Source organism: Mycobacterium sp. IDUB_28 (assembly GCF_055419285.1).
The window spans coordinates 523,687-539,676 of record NZ_JBVAXK010000003.1; the positions used below are offsets into that span (position 1 = coordinate 523,687).

Here is a 15,990-nt window from a genome sequence, read left to right on the forward strand (position 1 = left end):
TCAACGCCTGTCAGGCGCGCCGGTCACCACGCAGTGCGTCCGGGTGTAGATGGTCGGCATGCACTTGTTGCAGTGCGTGCACGCCGAATGCACCGCGGCGCCGTCGGCCGCGATGCGGTTGATCAGGTCCGGCTCGGCCAACAGCGCGCGTCCCATCGCGACGAAATCGAAACCCTCGGCCATCGCCAGATCCATGGTCTCGCGGTTGGTGATACCGCCCAGCAGGATCAGCGGCAACGTCAACTCGGCGCGGAACAGCTGGGCCTCGCGCAGCAGGTACGCCTCCCGGTACGGATATTCGCGCAGGAACTTCTTGCCCGTCAGCCGCATACCCCAGCGCAGCGGCGGCTTGAAGGCGCCGGCGAATTCCCGCAACGGCGCGTCGCCGCGGAACAGGTACATCGGGTTGACCAGCGAACTGCCGGCGGTGAGTTCGATCGCGTCCAGGCCGCCGTCTTCCTCCAGCCACTTGGCGGTGGTCAGCGCCTCTTCGTTGGAAATGCCGCCGCGCACCCCGTCGGACATGTTCAGCTTCGCGGTGACCGCTATCGGCCGCGGCCCCTGGTCGACGGCGCGACGCACGGCCAGCACCAGGCCGCGGGCCACCTTGGCCCGGTTGGCCAGCGAGCCGCCGAATTCATCAGTGCGACGGTTGATCAGCGGCGACAGGAACGAACTGGCCAAGTAGTTGTGGCCGAGGTGTATCTCGACGGCGTCGAAGCCGGCTTCCACCGCGAACCGGGCGGCCCTGGCGTGGTCGGCCAGCACGTCGTCGATGTCGTCGGCGCTGGCCTTCTTCGCGAAGCGCATGCCGATCGGGTTGAAGAACCGCACCGGGGCCAGCGCGGGGGCCTTGTTCGAGCGGGCGTTGGCGACCGGGCCGGCGTGGCCGATCTGCGCGCTGACCGCCGCGCCTTCGGCGTGGATCGCGTCGGTGAGCCGCCGGAAGCCGGGCACCGCCTCCGGGCGCAGCCAGATCCCGTTGCCTTCGGTGCGTCCGCCCTGGGAGACCGCGCAGTAGGCGACGGTGGTCATGCCGACACCGCCGGCGGCCGGCAGGCGGTGGTACTCGATCAGGTCGTCGGTCACCAACGCGTCCGGGGTGCGCGCTTCGAAAGTCGCGGACTTGATGATGCGGTTGCGCAATGTGATCGGACCGAGCGTGGCCGGGCTGAGCACGTCTGGGGCAGCAGACGACATGAGAGGGACCATGCCAGACTGTCTGGCGTGGGCGCAATCACGCTGGACGGCAAGGCCACCCGGGACGAGATCTTCGTCGATCTGACCAAACGGGTGGCGGCTTTGAACGCTGCGGGCCGCACCCCCGGATTGGGCACCATCCTGGTCGGCGACGACCCCGGCTCCCAGGCCTACGTGCGCGGCAAGCACGCCGACTGCGCCAAGGTGGGCATCACCTCGTTGCGCCGCGACCTGCCCGCCGACATCTCTGCCGAGACGCTCAACGACACCATCGACGAACTCAACGCCAACCCCGAGTGCACCGGCTACATCGTGCAGTTGCCGCTGCCCAAACACCTGAATGAAAACGCCGCACTCCAGCGCGTCGACCCGGACAAGGACGCCGACGGGCTGCACCCGACCAACCTGGGCCGGCTGGTGCTGAACGACCCCGCGCCGCTGCCGTGCACGCCGCGCGGCATCGTGCACCTGCTGCGCCGCTTCGACGTCGAGATCGCCGGCGCGCACGTGGTGGTGATCGGCCGCGGCGTGACGGTGGGCCGGCCGCTCGGACTGCTACTCACCCGTCGCTCGGAGAACGCCACAGTGACGTTGTGCCACACCGGAACTCGTGACCTGCCCGCGATCACGCGGCAGGCTGACATCATCGTCGCCGGCGTCGGGGTGCCGCACCTGCTGACCGCCGACATGGTGCGCCCCGGGGCCGCAGTCGTCGACGTGGGCGTCAGCCGGGTGGACGGCAAACTCACCGGTGACGTGCATCCCGACGTGTGGGAGGTGGCCGGTCACGTGTCGCCCAACCCGGGCGGGGTCGGTCCGCTGACCCGGGCCTTCCTGCTGACCAACGTCGTCGAGCTGGCCGAAGGGCTGGCCGGATAACGATGACGATCCGGACCATTCTGGGACGCGCGGTCCGCGCCCAGTGGCCGATTCTGCTCGTCGGACTGATCTTCCTGGTGGCGTTCGTACTGGCCGGGGCGAACTTCTGGCGCCGCGGCGCGTTGCTGATCGGCATCGGTGTCGGGGTGGCCGCGGCGCTGCGGCTGGCCCTGCCCGAGGAGCGGGCCGGCCTGCTGGTGGTGCGCAGCCGGGGGACCGATCTGCTGACCACGGCGTCGGTGGCTGCCGCGATGGTCTACGTCGCGTGGACCATCGATCCGCTGGGCACCGGCTAGCTACATCCCGGGCAGGCCCGCGGGCAGCCCCGGGATGCCCGCCATGCCCGGGATCTGCTGCAGTGCGCCCGGCATCCGGCCGCTGGCGATGTCGGCCATCGCCGAGGGGCAGTACATCTGGATCGCGATCGTGGTGAACATGCTGGCCATCTCGGGCGACATACCGTTGCTGCCCCGGACCCGCGTCGCGGCCGCGGCGAAGTTCCCGCCCGGCTGGGCCAGCATCGGGCAGACGGACTGCCCCAGCGCTTCGGTGTCCATCGGATCGCCGATGTTGACGCCGGCGTTGGACAGGGCGGAGATGAACGCGTCGTCGACGGGACTCGCCTCGGCGGGGGCGGCGAACGCCGCGGCCGCGGTGAGCAGCCCGGCGGTTCCGGCCAGTAGCCGGACGGTCAGTGGTTGGTGGCGCCATGGCATCATGTCGGCTCCCGATAGTTGGAGAGCACCCAGGCGGCACTCAGTGACTCTACGAACCTTCGTCTACGGCGGTCTCATTCAGGACACGAAGGTGTAAAGGTTTGGCCCGCCCGGCGTTTCGGGTGCGCTACGACACGATCGCGTCACGCTGTGCCGCGACACGTTGGCAGGCAATGGGTTTGGCCGGGTCGGCGATCGACAATGCGACTCATGATCTCGCGGCAGGCCTTTCTACGCGGCGCAGTCGGAGCATTGGCCAGCTCGGCGTTGTTCCCGGCGGTGCGGGCCTGGGCTGAGCCGACCGGTGCGTGGAGCAGCCTGGCGTCCGCCATTAGCGGCAAGGTGTTGCTGCCCTCCGACGCCGGTTTCGCGGGTGGCAAGCAAATATTCAACTCGCTGTACAACGGTTCCAGTCCGGCGGCGGTGGTGCTGGTCACCTCGCCGGCGGACGTCCAGAAAGCGGTCGCGTTCGCGGCGGCCAACAGACTCAAGATCGCTCCCCGCGGCGGTGGCCATTCCTATACCGGCGCGTCCAGCGCGACCGGGGCCATGGTCCTCGACCTGCGCGGCCTGACCGGCGGGGTCAACGTCGACAACGGTGCTGGCACCGTGACCGTGCCGGCCGCAACCCAGCTCTACGCGATCAACCAGGCCCTGGCCGGTGGGGGCCGTGCGATACCGACCGGAAGTTGCCCCACCGTCGGGGTGGCTGGTCTGACGCTCGGCGGCGGCATGGGGGCGGACTCCCGGCATGCGGGCCTGGCCTGCGATGCCTTGCGGTCGGCGACGGTGGTGTTGCCCAGCGGTCAAACGGTCGCCGCGTCCGAGCAGGAGAACCCGGAGCTGTTCTGGGCGCTGCGCGGCGGTGGCGGCGGCAACTTCGGGGTGACCACCTCGCTGACCTTCACCACATTCCCCACCGCCGACTCCGACGTGGTGCGGGTCGATTTCGCGCCGTCGGCCGGCGCGCAGGTGCTCACCGGATGGCAGACCTGGCTCGGGTCGGCGGACCGGAACACCTGGGGTCTGGTCGACCTCTCGGTCAACGGCACCCAGGGCGCCTGCCACGTGCTGGCCACCTGCCCGGCCGGTACCGGACCGGCAGTGGCCGAGGCGATCAAAGCCGCGGTCGGAGTGGCGCCCACCGCCACCGAACACAAGACGCTCGGGCGCATGGAACTGGTGACCTACCTGGCCGGTGGCAGCGCGACGAGTTCGCCACGCGGATTCGTGGCCGGCTCCGACGTGATCGGCACCCTCGATTCGGCGGCGGCGCAGGCGATCGTGGGTGCACTCGGGAAGTGGCCGCCCGAGGGTGGCCGGGCCTCGGTGATCGTCGACACGCTGTCCGGCGCGGTCGGTGACGTGGACACGGCGGCAACGGCTTTCCCGTGGCGACGCGCCGCTGCCGTCGCGCAGTGGTATGTCGAAACCGGCAGTGGGTCGACGTCGACAGCCAGTACCTGGGTGGCGACCGCGCATCAGACGGTGAAGCAGTATTCGGTCGGCGGCTACGTCAACTATCTGGAAGCCAACACCCAGGCGGCGCGATATTTCGGGACGAACCTGGCGCGGCTGAGTGCCGTTCGGCAACAGTACGACCCCGGCCAGCTGATGTACTCCGGGCTCAGTTTCTGAATTCGCCTGCTACGCTTCTGAACTCACCAGCTGCCGAGTGTGCCGTCTGCGACGCGACACGCCGCGGGTGAGTCGTGGAATGCACAGTCGACGGGGGCGGGGCTAGGGCGGTCAGCCCAGCGTCGCCCGTACGCAGACGGTGACGTAGGGCAGCGCTAAGCCCGCCGACCCGGCCAGTGCCGGGTGGGTGGCCAGCAGCTGACGGACCCGGTCCAACGTCTTGGACCGCACCTCGGTCGGCGAGGTGATGCAGTAGGTGCGGGATGCCACCAGATCGATAAGTGCCTGGGGCGTAAGGTAACTGGTCCACTCCACCTGGTGACGTTGCACGTCGGTGAACGGCTCGGGCAGGGTCACCAGGTCGTTCACCGGGTCGGCGTCGCGCCCGATGATGTCGCCCAGTTCACGCACCCAGCCCATCCGGTCGTCGCGGGTGTTCCACACCAAGCCCAGCCGGCCGCCCGGCTTCAACACCCGCGCCACCTCCGGGACGGCCCGGGCCGGGTCGACCCAGTGCCACGCCTGCGCTACCAGCACGGCGTCAACGCTGTTGTCCTCCAACGGGATCTCTTCGGCGGTACCCAACAGCGCCACCGTCTCCGGCAGCGATGCGGTGAGCACTTCCAGCATCTCGGGAACCGGGTCGACCGCCACCACATCCAAGCCTCGTTCGACCAGCCGGGTGGTCAGCTTCCCCGTCCCCGCACCGAGGTCGAGAACTTTGCGTGCCCCGGCCGGCAGCAGCCAGTCGATCGCCTCCGGCGGATAGGTGGGGCGGCCCCGCTCGTAGGCGGCCGCTGCTGAGCCGAACGACAGGGAGCGGTTGCGTCTGGATCGGGTCACCGCGAACACGCGCCTTGCGCCAAAGCCAATGTCTCCCGGATCAATTCGCCAACAGCTTCGGTCTCGACCAGGAACCCGTCGTGTCCGCAGACGGAGCTGACCACCCGGACGTCGGTGCAACCCGGCAACAGCTCGGCGAGCTCGTCCTGTAACCGCAACGGGTAGAGCCGGTCGGTGGTGATGCCGCCCACCACCACCGGGACCGGGCAACTGGTCAACGCCGCATGCACCCCGCCGCGACCGCGTCCGACGTCGTGGCTGTTCAGCGACTCGGTCAGGATCACATAGCTGCCGGCGTCGAACCGGGCCAGCAGCTTTTCGCCCTGATACTCCAGGTAACTCTGGACCGCGAACCGGCCGCCGGCCGCCGGATCCTCCCCGGGCTGGGGGTCGTTGCGGAACCTGGTGTCGAGTTCGATCTCGCCCCGGTAGGTCAGGTGGGCGATCCGGCGCGCGATGTTCAGACCGTCCTCGGGTGCGCGCCCGGTCTCGTAGTAGTCGCCACCCTGCCAGTTGGGGTCGGCCTTGATGGCTGCGATCTGGGTGGACTGGGTGCCGATCTGGTCGCCCGTCGCCCGGGCCCCCACCGCGAGCAGCAGTCCCGCCCGCACCCGGTCGGGGTGGCCGACGATCCATTCCAGCGCACGGGCACCGCCCATGGACCCGCCAACGACGGCGGCCACCTGAGTTATTCCCAGCGCGGCCAGCGCGGCGATGTCTGCTTCCACCTGGTCGCGCACCGTGATGAGCGGAAACCTGGAGCCGTAGGGCTTGCCGTCGCGGGCCAGCGAACTCGGGCCGGTCGAGCCCCGGCACCCGCCCAGCACGTTGGTCGAAACCGCGCACCAGCGATCGGTGTCGATCGGAGCACCCGGCCCGGCGACGCCGTCCCACCAGCCGGGGGTCGGGTGGCCGGGGCCGGCGGGGCCGGTGATGTGCGAATCGCCGGTGAGCGCGTGCAGCACCATCACCACGTTGTCCCGCTCCGGCGACAACTCGCCCCAGCGCTGTAACGCGATGTGCACGTCGTCCAGCACGCCGCCACGTTCCAGCGGCAGCGAACCGATGCCGACGACGCCGATTTCACCTTCGGTGGGCAGCGTCTGGGTGGGCACGTCGGAGATCGTCATGTACAAGTCCCTCAGAATGCCGCCACGGTCTGCGGGTCGCTACCGTTGGCCGCGGATACCCCGGCCGCCGCGAAACCAAGCTCCAGATCGGCCAGGATGTCGTCGATGCCCTCGATGCCGACAGCCAGTCGCACCAGGCCCGGGGTGACGCCGGTGGCCAGCTGCTCGGTGGGACTGAGCTGGGCGTGCGTGGTGGAGGCGGGATGGATCACCAGCGAGCGCACGTCGCCGATATTGGCGACGTGGCTGTGCAGCTGCAGCGCATCGACGAACGCCTTGCCGGCCGCCACGCCGCCGGCCAGCTCGAAGGCCAGTACCGCCCCGGTTCCTCTGGGCGCCAACTTCTTTCCCAGCTCGAACCACGGCGAACTGGGCAGCCCCGCGTAGTTGACCGAGATCACGTCGTCGCGGGCTTCGAGGAACTCCGCGACCCGCTGGGCGTTGGCGACGTGTCGCTCCATCCGCAGGCTCAGCGTCTCGATGCCCTGCGCCACCAGGAACGCGTTGAACGGCGACGCCGCCGAGCCGAGGTCGCGCAGCAGTTGCACGCGGGCCTTGAGCGCGTAGGCCGGCGGACCCAGTTCGGCGAACACCACACCGTGGTAGCTGGGGTCCGGGGTGGTGAAGCCGGGGAAGCGGCCCTGCGTCCAGTCGAAGGTGCCGCCGTCCACAATCACCCCGGCGATCGCGGAGCCGTGGCCACCCAGGTATTTGGTGGCCGAATGCAGCACGATGTCGGCGCCGTGGGCGAGCGGCTGAACCAGATACGGCGTGGCCACGGTGTTGTCCACGATCAGCGGCACCCCGTTGCGGTGCGCCACCTCGGCGACCCCGGGGATGTTCAGCACGTCGATCTGTGGGTTGGAGATGGTCTCGCCGAAGAACGCCTTGGTGTTGTCCCGGACGGCGGCCTGCCAGGAGTCCAGGTCGTCGGGATCCTGGACAAAACTGACCTCGATGCCCAGCTTGGCCAGCGAGTAGTGGAAAAGGTTGTAGGTTCCGCCGTACAGCCTGGGGCTGGACACGATGTGGTCGCCGGCGCCGGCCAGGTTCAGGATCGCGAACGTTTCGGCGGCCTGCCCGGAGGACAGGAACAGCGCGGCCACCCCGCCCTCGAGTGCGGCGATGCGCTGCTCGACGACGTCGGTGGTGGGGTTGCCGATGCGGGTGTAGATGTTGCCGGGCTCGGCCAGGCCGAACAAGGCGGCCGCATGCGCGACGTTGTTGAAGGTGTACGAGGTGGTTTGGTAAATCGGCAGCGCCCGGGCGTTGGTGGCGGGATCGGGGTGCTGGCCGGCGTGCACCTGTTTGGTTTCGAACGACCAGTGCGCGGTCGGGTCTGCGGTGCTGTCGGTGGTCACGAGAATGCTTCCCCTGTCTGGCTCAGGGGCCCGTTCGTGGCGGACCCGCGCTTGCCGGATAGCCAGTTGTGGCTACTCAACCTGGTCATCACCCGGGGCACCCCACCGCGGTTGGAGGGTTGCCGGCCAGCAAGCCGGGGCTTGATGCTGGCGCTCATGACCGACTCGCAGCTTAACGCATGGCGGCGATGCGCTGCCAATTCCGCAGCACGGCGGGGCGGGACCGGCTAGCTGGCCGGCGGCTCGGCGACGCGGGAGGACTGCACGCACTCGTCGAGGAAGTCCAGGATGACCTCGGTGACCCGACCGGGCGCCTCGAACATGGGCACGTGACCGACGCCTTCCAGCTTGGTGAAGCGGTGGTCGTCGGGCAGGTTGTTGCGGAAATGCCGGCTGAACCGGGGCGACGGGACGATCCGGTCCTTCGTGCAGATCACCAGGTGCGCCGGCACGGCGTTCTCAGCGAGTTCCTGCAGGCCAGGCATCAGGAGCGCCTTCACCAGCAGCTGGAAGTAGGCCGGGCAGTGCGCGACGTCGTCGATGACGACGCTCAACTCCCGCTCGCTGACGCCGTCCGGGGAGGCGCTCAGCGCGTACGTAGACAGGTGCCGGCTGAACGGGATGTGCAAGGCCTTCGGCCCGAGCAGCCACGCGACCACCAACAGCGGGATGCCGAGGATGAATTTGCCGATCACCTCGAACTTGGCCGGACTCCACCGCGTCCAGCCCCCGGCCGGTGCGATGCCCATGACGCTGCGCGCCCGCCCGCGGCGTTCCAGCTCGAAGGCCACCCAGCCGCCCAGCGAATTGCCGACGATGTGGGCGGTGTCCCAGCCGAGTTCGTCCATCTGCTTCTCGACGTGATCGGCCAGGACCTCAGAGGACAAGAAGTAGGTGCCGGCCCGCGGGCCGCCGTTGTGGCCGGCCATGGTCGGCGCGAACACCTCGTAGCGGCCGGTCTCGGCGATCTGCTGCGCGACGACCTCCCACACCGTCTGGGACATCAAAAACGGGTGCAACAGCAGGACCGGCTCGCCCGAACCCAGGTGGATCGGGTCGCGGGTGGCATCCGCCTCGGACGCGCCTTTGAGGAAGCGTGGCATGAATCCGACAGTAAATGCGATACCGCTGGTATCGCAAGCGGATCCGGTCGGCTCGAGGTTCACCGGGGGTGGTGTCGTCGTCGGTGGTGACTGACGCCGCTCAGACTGCGCAATGTCCGTGAAAAGATCGAAGGCATCATGAGCACCCCCAGCGGATCCCGCCGCATTTTCTCCGGCGTCCAGCCCACGTCCGACTCGCTGCACCTCGGCAACGCACTGGGCGCGGTCGCCCAGTGGGTCGGTCTGCAGGACGACCACGACGCGTTCTTCTGCGTGGTGGACCTGCACGCCATCACCATCCCGCAGGACCCCGCGGCCTTGCGGCGCCGCACCCTGATCACCGCCGCGCAGTATCTGGCGCTGGGCATCGACCCCCAACGCGCCACCATCTTCGTGCAGAGTCACGTCCCCGCACACAGCCAATTGGCGTGGGTGCTGGGCTGCTTCACCGGCTTCGGCCAAGCCTCACGGATGACCCAGTTCAAGGACAAGTCGACCAAGCAGGGCGCCGAGTCCACCACCGTCGGCCTGTTCACCTACCCGGTGCTGCAGGCTGCCGACGTGCTGGCCTACGACACCGATCTGGTGCCCGTCGGGGAGGACCAGCGCCAGCACCTGGAACTCGCCCGCGATATCGCGCAGCGGTTCAACAGCCGCTTCCCGGACACCTTCGTGGTTCCCGACGTCTTCGTCCCCAAAATCACCGCCAAGATCTACGACCTGCAAGACCCCACCTCCAAGATGAGCAAGTCGGCGTCCACCGATGCCGGCCTGATCAGCCTGCTCGACGACCCGGGCAGATCCGCCAAGAAGATTCGTTCCGCGGTGACCGACAGCGAGCGGGAAATCCGCTACGACCCGGTAACCAAACCGGGGGTGTCGAACCTGCTCAGCATTCAATCGGCAGTCACCGGACGCGGTATCGAGGCGCTCGTCGAGGGATACGCCGGCCGCGGGTACGGCGACCTGAAGAAGGACACCGCCGAAGCCGTCGTCGAATACGTCCGTCCGATCAAGGCGCGGGTCGAGGAACTGACCGCCGATCTCGCCGAGTTGGAAGCGACGCTGGCGACCGGTGCGCAGCGTGCCAACGAAGTCGCCAGCAAAACCGTGCAGCGGGTCTACGATCGGTTAGGTTTCCTACCGCTTAAGGAATAGGTAGTCGATGGACGAGCAGCCTGAGCCAGGATTTCTGGATCGGCTGCGGGCCAGGCTGCCCTGGCTGCCCCACATGATCAAGGCGTACCAGCGCTTCGCCAAGCAGAAGGGCACCTTCTTCGCTGCGGGCCTCACCTACTACACGATCTTTGCGCTATTCCCGCTGTTGATGGTCGCTTTCGCGGTGGCCGGCTATACGTTGAAGCGCCAGCCGCAGCTGCTGAACAGCCTGGACGACAAGATCAGGCAGGCAGTGTCGGGGGAACTGGGACAGCAGATGGTCGAACTGATGAACTCGGCTATCGACGCGCGCGCATCGGTCGGAGTGATCGGGTTGCTGACCGCGCTGTGGGCGGGTCTGGGCTGGATGTGGCACCTGCGGGAAGCGTTGAGCGAGATGTGGGAGCAGCAGGTCGATCCGGACGGTTTTGTGCGCACCAAACTCTCGGATCTGCTCGCGATGCTGGGCACCTTCCTGGTGCTCACGGTCACCGTGGCGCTGAGCGCGCTGGGCCAGACGGGACCGATGAACGCGGTGCTCAAATGGCTTCACATCCCGGACTTTTCGATCTTCGACGAGATCTTCCGCGGCGTCTCGCTGTTGGTGGCGTTGCTGGTGTCGTGGCTGCTGTTCACCTGGATGATCGCCCGGCTGCCGCGGTTGCCGGGCAGCTTCGTCACCTCGATGCGGGCCGGGTTGATGGCTGCCGTCGGATTCGAACTGTTCAAGCAACTCGGATCGATCTACCTGCAGACCGTGGTGCGCAGCCCGGCCGGGGCGACGTTCGGGCCGGTACTGGGACTGATGGTGTTCGCGTTCGTCACCTGGTCGTTGCTGTTGTTCGCCACCGCCTGGGCCGCGACCGCCTCCGACGACGAGCGCGAAACACATGTGGATCCGCCCGCGCCCGCGATCATCCGGCCGCGGATACAGGTTGAAGAAGGTCTGAGCGCGCGCCAGACGCTGGCCGCACTGGGAGCGGGAGCCATTGGGGCACTGACCTTTTCGCGGCTGTTCCGCCGACGTCGCTAGCCGACCAGCTTGAGTCCGACGATGCAGGCGACGACGCCGGCAATCAGGCCCAACTTGATCAGCGAGGCGGACTCGTCACCGCTGAGCATCGCGTACCCCACGGTGAGCACCGCACCGATGCCGACCCAAACGGCGTAGCTGGTGCCGGTGGGCAGGCTGCGCATGGCAACGGCCAGCCCGGTCATCGAGAACAGCAGGGCCGCAGCGAAAATAAGCGACGGACCCAGGCGGGTGAATCCCTCAGACTTGTTCAACGCGGTCGCCCACACCGCTTCGAGCACTCCCGACACCACCAAGACGAGCCAAGCCATCGCGCACCTCCGCAGCGCCGTCTTTGCTGGCCGGGTACGGTGCCCCTCGTCCGGATGATTGACCTGTTCGATGTTAGCAAACGGGGGCGGGGCGCTGCCGCCATACGCCGGCAAGCATGATCCCGGTGACTTGCGAATCATGATCCAGCACAACAAGATCAGCGTTGAGTTGCGGCCGGATCGACCCCACCTGACTCAGTCCCAGGGCCCGGGCCGGGGTCGTCGAGGTGGTGTGCACCGCGGCGGCCAGCCCTGAGGTGGTTGCCACCGCCCGGAAGAGCCGGTCCATGGTGGCGGTACTGCCGGCGATGGTGGCGGTGCCGCGCACCCGCGCCACTCCGGCGGCGACCACGACCGGCACCGATCCCAGCGCGAACTCGCCGTCAGCGCAGCCGGCCGCGGCTGTCGCATCGGTCACCAGAGCCACCCGGTTGGCGCCCGCGGCTGCGATCACCGCCGCCACCAGATCGGGATGCACGTGCACGCCGTCGGCGATCAGCTCCACCGTCACCCGGGGATCCTGCAGCAACGCCAGGACGGGTCCGGGATCTCGGTGACCCAGCGGTGGCATCGCGTTGAACAGGTGGGTGCCCACGGTGGCACCGAGCCCGATTGCCCGTCGGGTCTGCTCGTAGGTGGCATCCGTATGGCCAACGGCAACAACGATATTAGCGTCGAGGAAGCGCCGGATCGCGGCGTCGCCGCCCGGGAGTTCGGGGGCCAGCGTGACCATTCGGATGGTGCCGTCGGCGGCCTCGAGCACGGCGTCGACCTCGGCGGGATCTGGCGGGCGGATCTGGGTGGGGTCATGCGCGCCGCACCGCGCCACGCTCAGCCACGGCCCCTCCAGATGGATACCGGCGATGGCGCCCGAGCGCGTCAGCCCGGCCAGGGTGCGGACCGACGTCAGCAGCTCCGCGGGTGCGGCGGTGACCAGACTGGCCAGCGTGGTCGTGGTGCCGTGGCTGCGGTGAAAATCCACCGCCGCGCTGTCGGCCGCGGTGAACGCGGCGCCGCCACCGCCGTGCACATGCATGTCGATAAAACCCGGCACCACAACCGAATCCGGCAGGTCGATGTCGGCAGCCGCCGGCGGTGTACCGGTCCCGCACGCCGCGATGCGCGCTCCGCCGATCTGCACCCAACCGGGCCGGCACACTCCTTCGTCGGCGACCACGGTCCCGGCGCTGATCAGTGTCACGGCCAGTCCTCAGCCGGCCAGCGACCACCGTTCTCCCAGAAGTACCGGATCTCCTCGAGATCACGGCCTTTGGTTTCCGGTGCGTATCGGTGCACGACGACCAGAGCGAGCACCGCGAAGGTACCGAACGTCGCGAAAACCGTTGCGCCGCCGAGCAGATTCAGCATCGTCAGGAAGAAGGCGGCGATCAGGGCGTTGGCCATCAGGTTGGCGGTCAGCATCACGCTCGACCCCATCGACCGCAGCGGCGCCGGAAAGCTCTCGCCGGCGAATACCCAGACCAGCGAACCGAATCCGAAGTTGAACCCGACGGTGAACAACAGCACCCCGCCGAAACCGAGCAGCAGCGCAAGACTGTTCTCGTGGCCGATGTCCTTGGGATAGAACGCGACCAGCACCGTGTCGGCGACGATCATCAGCGCGATACCGGACAGCAGGATCGGCCGCCGGCCCACCCGGTCGACGAGGGCGAGCGATACACACACCGCCGCCAGCGCTGCGACCTGCACCATCGCCGGCAGCGCCAGCTTGCCGAAATTGCCCTGAAAGCCCATGTCTTCGAACAGCTTCGGGCTGTAATAGACGATCGCGTTGATGCCGGTGATCTGTAGCAGGAAGCCGAGGGCGACCACGAACAGGGTGGCCCGCAGGTACGGTCGCCGCAGCATCTCGCCGATGGTGCCGCGCCCGGCCTGCACGGCTGTTTCGATCTCGGTCAACTCCGTCTCGACGGTCTCGGCGGGCTCGATGCGCAGCAACGCGCGGCGCGCCTCGTCGGCGCGGCCCTGCAGCAGGTACCACCGCGCGGTGTCGGGCATCCGCAGCAGTAACGGCAGCAGCAGCACGGCGGGCACGCTGGCCAGGCCCAGCATCCAGCGCCACGCCTGGGTGCCGGCCAGCAGGTAGCCGGTCAGGTAACCGAGGATGATGCCGCTGAGCGTGGCGAATTGGTAGGCGGTCAGCAGCCGTCCGCGCACTTCGGCCGGCGCCGACTCGGCCACGTAGACCGGCACCACCACCACCGACACCCCGATGGTGACCCCCAGCAGGAACCGCGCCACCAGCAACGTCGGCAGCGACACCGCCGCCGCACCCAGCAGTGCGAACGCCGCGTACCCGATCAGGATCGCCACCATGGACTTCTGGCGGCCGATCCGGTCGGCCAGCACGCCGCCACCCAGGGCCCCGGCGATCTGGCCGATCACGACCATGGTCGTCACCAGTCCCTGTTGCGGGATGGTGAGGCCGAACTCGTCGGGCAGGAACAGCAACGCGCCCGCGATGCTGGACAGGTCGTAGCCGTAGATCACCCCGACGCTGGCGGCGGTCAGGCCGACCAGCAATCCCCGCCGTCGAGCGCTCAGACCTTTACCTTTGCTCGCAGGATCTTGATCACTTCGGCGGGGTCCTCGGGGGTGATGCAGGCGCGAACCCAGCGGCCCGTTCGCAGCATCAACACGGTGGACTTGCGGCCCCGGTGGATGTCGAGGGGAAACCAGTAACGGGGGTCGACGGTGCCCCAGATGCGCCCCTTGCCCGACGCCCAGCCCATCTTCTTGGACTTGATGCTGGTGATGTCGGCGTACTCGATCCGCTTGTCATTGGCGAACGGGAAGTAGTAGCGGCGGACGGTGATCCCGTCCTCGTCCAGCGCGAGGCCGGAGTCCTCGTAGAGGGCGGTCATTGCGGTGAGTCTAGTGCTGCGTTCGGCGGTTCATCGAGCGCGCGACCAGGATCAATCCGAACACGACGACGGCACCGATCACCGCCACCCCGACCCGGATCGGCAATGCGTCGGCGGGGGACATCAGGCCGGCGGCCTGGGTGTTGTCCGGGGCCCGGCTGGCGGGGTTGTTGTTCGGGGTCGCCAGCGACGGGTCGGGTTCCACCAGCGAACCCACCTGCGTGCCCTGGGCGGTGCTGAAGCCGTAGTCCAGCAGGTGGGCGGCCTGCTCCCACGGCGCAATGGGCTGCCGGGTGCCGTGCAGCAGGATCGCCATCAGCCGTCGGCCGTTGTGGTTGGCCGCGCCGACGAAGGTCTGGCCGGCGTCGTCGGTGTAGCCGGTCTTGCCGCCCATCGCGCCGGGGTAGTGGTAGAGCAGTTGATTGTCGTTTTCCAGCTCGTAGCCGGGGTGGTCGCCGTGTCCGGGGAAGTTGAAGGTCCGGGTGGCGACGATGTCGGCGAAGATCGGGTTGCGGTAGGCGTACCGGTAGAACAGGCCGATGTCGTAGGCCGAGGTGCTCATGCCCGGGCCGTCCAGTCCGGACGGGGTGGCGACGCGGGTGTCGTGACCACCCAGCTTCGTCGCCAGCACATTGAGCTTGTCGAGGGCGGCCTGCATGCCGCCGAGTTGCATGGCCAGCGCGTGCGCGGCGTCGTTACCCGAATGCATCAACAGCCCGTGCAGCAGTTGGTTGATGGTGTAGGTGCCGCCGGCGTCGACGCCTACCTTGGTGCCCTCGGCGGCCGCGTCGTCGTCGGTGCCGGGGACGGCCTTGTTCTGGTTGAACGCGTTGATGGACGCCATCGCGACCAGCACCTTGATGATGCTGGCGGGGCGGTGTCGCCCATGCGGATCCCGGGCGGCGATCACCGCACCGCTGTCGATGTCGGCGACCAGCCAGGCCTCGGCGGAAATGTCGCCGGGTACCGGCGGGGTGTCGGGGGCCGCGACGATGCCGCAGCCGGCCAGCGCGTTGCCGCCGATGGGAGTGGGGGGCAGCGACAGCGGCAGCGGCGGTTCACCGGCGCGCGGCACCTCGGAGGAGTCGACCGCGGGTGGGGTGTTGATCTTGTACGGGCAGGTAGCCGCGCCCGGGTTCACCTCGGCGCTGGGTTCGGCCTGCGCGACCGGCAACGCCAGCGCGCCTGAGGCCGCGAAAAGCGCTGCGGCCAGACACGACGCTGCACGTACAGAGGTCCGGTAGAAGGGCATCGGTGAGCAGACTAAGTGATCGGCAGCGGGAAGGCAGGTTGCCGCGCTGTGACGGCTGGGGCGGAAGTTATCAGGCGGGCTGTTGAGAGCGCGGTTGCTGCGGGTGGTCGTCACGCTGGTGGGACGTTGGGTGTCGAGTGCCACTCCTGCGTGACGCTCGGCGGGGTGGGGAGCTGCGCGGCGGGGTGGGGTGGTTTGTGGGGTGGGCTATCGCCGGGGGTCGTCACGCTGGTGGGACGTTGGGCGTTGAGTGCCACTCCTGCGTGACGCTCGGCGGGGTGGGGAGTTGCGCGGTGGGGTGGGGTGGTTTGTGGGGTGGGCTATCGCGGGGGGTCGTCACGCTGGTGGGGCGTTGGGCGTTGAGTGCCACTCCAGCGTGACGCTCGGCGGGGTGGGGAGCTGCTCGGCGGGGTGGGGTGGTTTGTGGGGTGGGCTATCGCCGGGGGTCGTCACGCTGGTGGGACGTTGGGCGTTGAGTGCC

The 15,990-nt window shown here is 68.5% G+C and carries 16 protein-coding genes and 2 riboswitches; of the genes, 5 read left to right on the top strand and 11 right to left on the bottom strand.

Going from position 1 to position 15,990, the window contains the following annotated elements; genetic code table 11:
• Entirely contained in the window at nucleotides 1–1,200 is a 1,200-nt protein-coding gene (locus ACZYZ9_RS09305; protein WP_463825947.1) for an NADH:flavin oxidoreductase, read from the bottom strand.
• Between the two features lie 27 nt (nucleotides 1,201–1,227).
• Here ACZYZ9_RS09305 and ACZYZ9_RS09310 point away from each other — a divergent pair, with 27 nt between their 5' ends.
• Nucleotides 1,228–2,079 (top strand): bifunctional methylenetetrahydrofolate dehydrogenase/methenyltetrahydrofolate cyclohydrolase, encoded by an 852-nt coding sequence (locus ACZYZ9_RS09310; RefSeq protein WP_463825948.1) that lies wholly within the window; start codon nucleotides 1,228–1,230, stop codon nucleotides 2,077–2,079.
• 2 nt (nucleotides 2,080–2,081) lie between these two features.
• On the top strand, nucleotides 2,082–2,375 hold the full coding sequence (locus ACZYZ9_RS09315) for a DUF3017 domain-containing protein (RefSeq protein ID WP_463825949.1): 294 nt from the start codon (nucleotides 2,082–2,084) through the stop codon (nucleotides 2,373–2,375).
• Here ACZYZ9_RS09315 and ACZYZ9_RS09320 read toward each other — a convergent pair whose 3' ends face one another.
• Complete coding sequence (locus ACZYZ9_RS09320; protein WP_463825950.1) at nucleotides 2,376–2,798, bottom strand: DUF732 domain-containing protein; 423 nt, start codon at nucleotides 2,796–2,798, stop codon at nucleotides 2,376–2,378.
• A 198-nt stretch (nucleotides 2,799–2,996) separates the two neighbouring features.
• On the opposite strand from ACZYZ9_RS09320, the gene ACZYZ9_RS09325 reads away from it, so the two are divergent.
• Nucleotides 2,997–4,433 carry an FAD-dependent oxidoreductase gene (locus ACZYZ9_RS09325; RefSeq protein WP_463825951.1) on the top strand — a complete coding sequence of 479 codons (1,437 nt, stop codon included), beginning with the start codon at nucleotides 2,997–2,999 and terminating at the stop codon, nucleotides 4,431–4,433.
• A gap of 111 nt (nucleotides 4,434–4,544) precedes the next feature.
• On the opposite strand, the gene ACZYZ9_RS09330 is transcribed toward ACZYZ9_RS09325, so the two are convergent.
• The 4 genes from ACZYZ9_RS09330 to ACZYZ9_RS09345 form a co-directional block, all read right to left on the bottom strand.
• Nucleotides 4,545–5,276: a class I SAM-dependent methyltransferase gene (locus ACZYZ9_RS09330; RefSeq protein ID WP_463825952.1), complete on the bottom strand. Its 732-nt coding sequence runs from the start codon at nucleotides 5,274–5,276 to the stop codon at nucleotides 4,545–4,547.
• Nucleotides 5,273–6,406, bottom strand: coding sequence for a homoserine O-acetyltransferase MetX (metX, locus tag ACZYZ9_RS09335; RefSeq protein ID WP_463825953.1), 1,134 nt, complete (start codon nucleotides 6,404–6,406; stop codon nucleotides 5,273–5,275). Before metX ends, ACZYZ9_RS09330 begins: the two co-directional genes overlap by 4 nt.
• A gap of 11 nt (nucleotides 6,407–6,417) precedes the next feature.
• Nucleotides 6,418–7,767 (bottom strand): bifunctional o-acetylhomoserine/o-acetylserine sulfhydrylase, encoded by a 1,350-nt coding sequence (locus ACZYZ9_RS09340; protein ID WP_463825954.1) that lies wholly within the window; start codon nucleotides 7,765–7,767, stop codon nucleotides 6,418–6,420.
• A 42-nt stretch (nucleotides 7,768–7,809) separates the two neighbouring features.
• A riboswitch (SAM riboswitch) is annotated at nucleotides 7,810–7,929 on the bottom strand.
• A gap of 65 nt (nucleotides 7,930–7,994) precedes the next feature.
• Complete coding sequence (locus ACZYZ9_RS09345) at nucleotides 7,995–8,792, bottom strand: alpha/beta fold hydrolase (protein ID WP_463825998.1); 798 nt, start codon at nucleotides 8,790–8,792, stop codon at nucleotides 7,995–7,997.
• A gap of 216 nt (nucleotides 8,793–9,008) precedes the next feature.
• On the opposite strand from ACZYZ9_RS09345, the gene trpS reads away from it, so the two are divergent.
• Together trpS and yhjD are read left to right on the top strand one after the other, a co-directional pair.
• Nucleotides 9,009–10,028 (top strand): tryptophan--tRNA ligase, encoded by a 1,020-nt coding sequence (gene trpS, locus ACZYZ9_RS09350; protein ID WP_463825955.1) that lies wholly within the window; start codon nucleotides 9,009–9,011, stop codon nucleotides 10,026–10,028.
• A 7-nt stretch (nucleotides 10,029–10,035) separates the two neighbouring features.
• The gene (gene yhjD, locus ACZYZ9_RS09355; RefSeq protein ID WP_463825956.1) at nucleotides 10,036–11,061 is read left to right on the top strand and encodes an inner membrane protein YhjD; all 1,026 of its coding nucleotides are present in this window, start codon (nucleotides 10,036–10,038) and stop codon (nucleotides 11,059–11,061) included.
• Here the strand turns inward: yhjD and ACZYZ9_RS09360 are convergent.
• The 5 genes from ACZYZ9_RS09360 to dacB1 all read right to left on the bottom strand — a co-directional run bounded on the left by ACZYZ9_RS09360 (nucleotide 11,058) and on the right by dacB1 (nucleotide 15,509).
• Nucleotides 11,058–11,372 (bottom strand): DMT family transporter, encoded by a 315-nt coding sequence (locus ACZYZ9_RS09360; protein WP_463825957.1) that lies wholly within the window; start codon nucleotides 11,370–11,372, stop codon nucleotides 11,058–11,060. The genes yhjD and ACZYZ9_RS09360 overlap by 4 nt on opposite strands.
• A gap of 11 nt (nucleotides 11,373–11,383) precedes the next feature.
• A riboswitch (guanidine-III (ykkC-III) riboswitch) is annotated at nucleotides 11,384–11,449 on the bottom strand.
• Entirely contained in the window at nucleotides 11,446–12,573 is a 1,128-nt protein-coding gene (gene nagA, locus ACZYZ9_RS09365) for an N-acetylglucosamine-6-phosphate deacetylase (protein ID WP_463825958.1), read from the bottom strand. (Overlaps the previous riboswitch by 4 nt.)
• Nucleotides 12,570–13,937 carry a sugar porter family MFS transporter gene (locus ACZYZ9_RS09370; RefSeq protein ID WP_463825999.1) on the bottom strand — a complete coding sequence of 456 codons (1,368 nt, stop codon included), beginning with the start codon at nucleotides 13,935–13,937 and terminating at the stop codon, nucleotides 12,570–12,572. The genes nagA and ACZYZ9_RS09370 overlap by 4 nt, the downstream gene beginning before the upstream one ends.
• Nucleotides 13,934–14,257, bottom strand: a complete 324-nt coding sequence (locus ACZYZ9_RS09375; RefSeq protein ID WP_463825959.1) for a hypothetical protein — start codon at nucleotides 14,255–14,257, stop codon at nucleotides 13,934–13,936. Before ACZYZ9_RS09375 ends, ACZYZ9_RS09370 begins: the two co-directional genes overlap by 4 nt.
• 10 nt (nucleotides 14,258–14,267) lie before the next feature.
• Nucleotides 14,268–15,509 (bottom strand): D-alanyl-D-alanine carboxypeptidase DacB1, encoded by a 1,242-nt coding sequence (gene dacB1 / locus ACZYZ9_RS09380; RefSeq protein ID WP_463825960.1) that lies wholly within the window; start codon nucleotides 15,507–15,509, stop codon nucleotides 14,268–14,270.
• Nucleotides 15,510–15,990 lie beyond the last annotated feature (481 nt).

Excerpts from the sequence above, each read along its gene's own strand:
- metX (WP_463825953.1), bottom strand. The coding sequence starts at position 6,406 with ATGACGATCTCCGACGTGCCCACCCAGACGCTGCCCACCGAAGGTGAA.
- trpS (WP_463825955.1), top strand. The coding sequence starts at position 9,009 with ATGAGCACCCCCAGCGGATCCCGCCGCATTTTCTCCGGCGTCCAGCCC.
- yhjD (WP_463825956.1), top strand. The coding sequence starts at position 10,036 with ATGGACGAGCAGCCTGAGCCAGGATTTCTGGATCGGCTGCGGGCCAGG.
- ACZYZ9_RS09375 (WP_463825959.1), bottom strand. The coding sequence starts at position 14,257 with ATGACCGCCCTCTACGAGGACTCCGGCCTCGCGCTGGACGAGGACGGG.
- dacB1 (WP_463825960.1), bottom strand. The coding sequence starts at position 15,509 with ATGCCCTTCTACCGGACCTCTGTACGTGCAGCGTCGTGTCTGGCCGCA.
- ACZYZ9_RS09305 (WP_463825947.1), bottom strand. The coding sequence starts at position 1,200 with ATGTCGTCTGCTGCCCCAGACGTGCTCAGCCCGGCCACGCTCGGTCCG.
- ACZYZ9_RS09360 (WP_463825957.1), bottom strand. The coding sequence starts at position 11,372 with ATGGCTTGGCTCGTCTTGGTGGTGTCGGGAGTGCTCGAAGCGGTGTGG.
- ACZYZ9_RS09320 (WP_463825950.1), bottom strand. The coding sequence starts at position 2,798 with ATGATGCCATGGCGCCACCAACCACTGACCGTCCGGCTACTGGCCGGA.
- ACZYZ9_RS09315 (WP_463825949.1), top strand. The coding sequence starts at position 2,082 with ATGACGATCCGGACCATTCTGGGACGCGCGGTCCGCGCCCAGTGGCCG.
- ACZYZ9_RS09325 (WP_463825951.1), top strand. The coding sequence starts at position 2,997 with ATGCGACTCATGATCTCGCGGCAGGCCTTTCTACGCGGCGCAGTCGGA.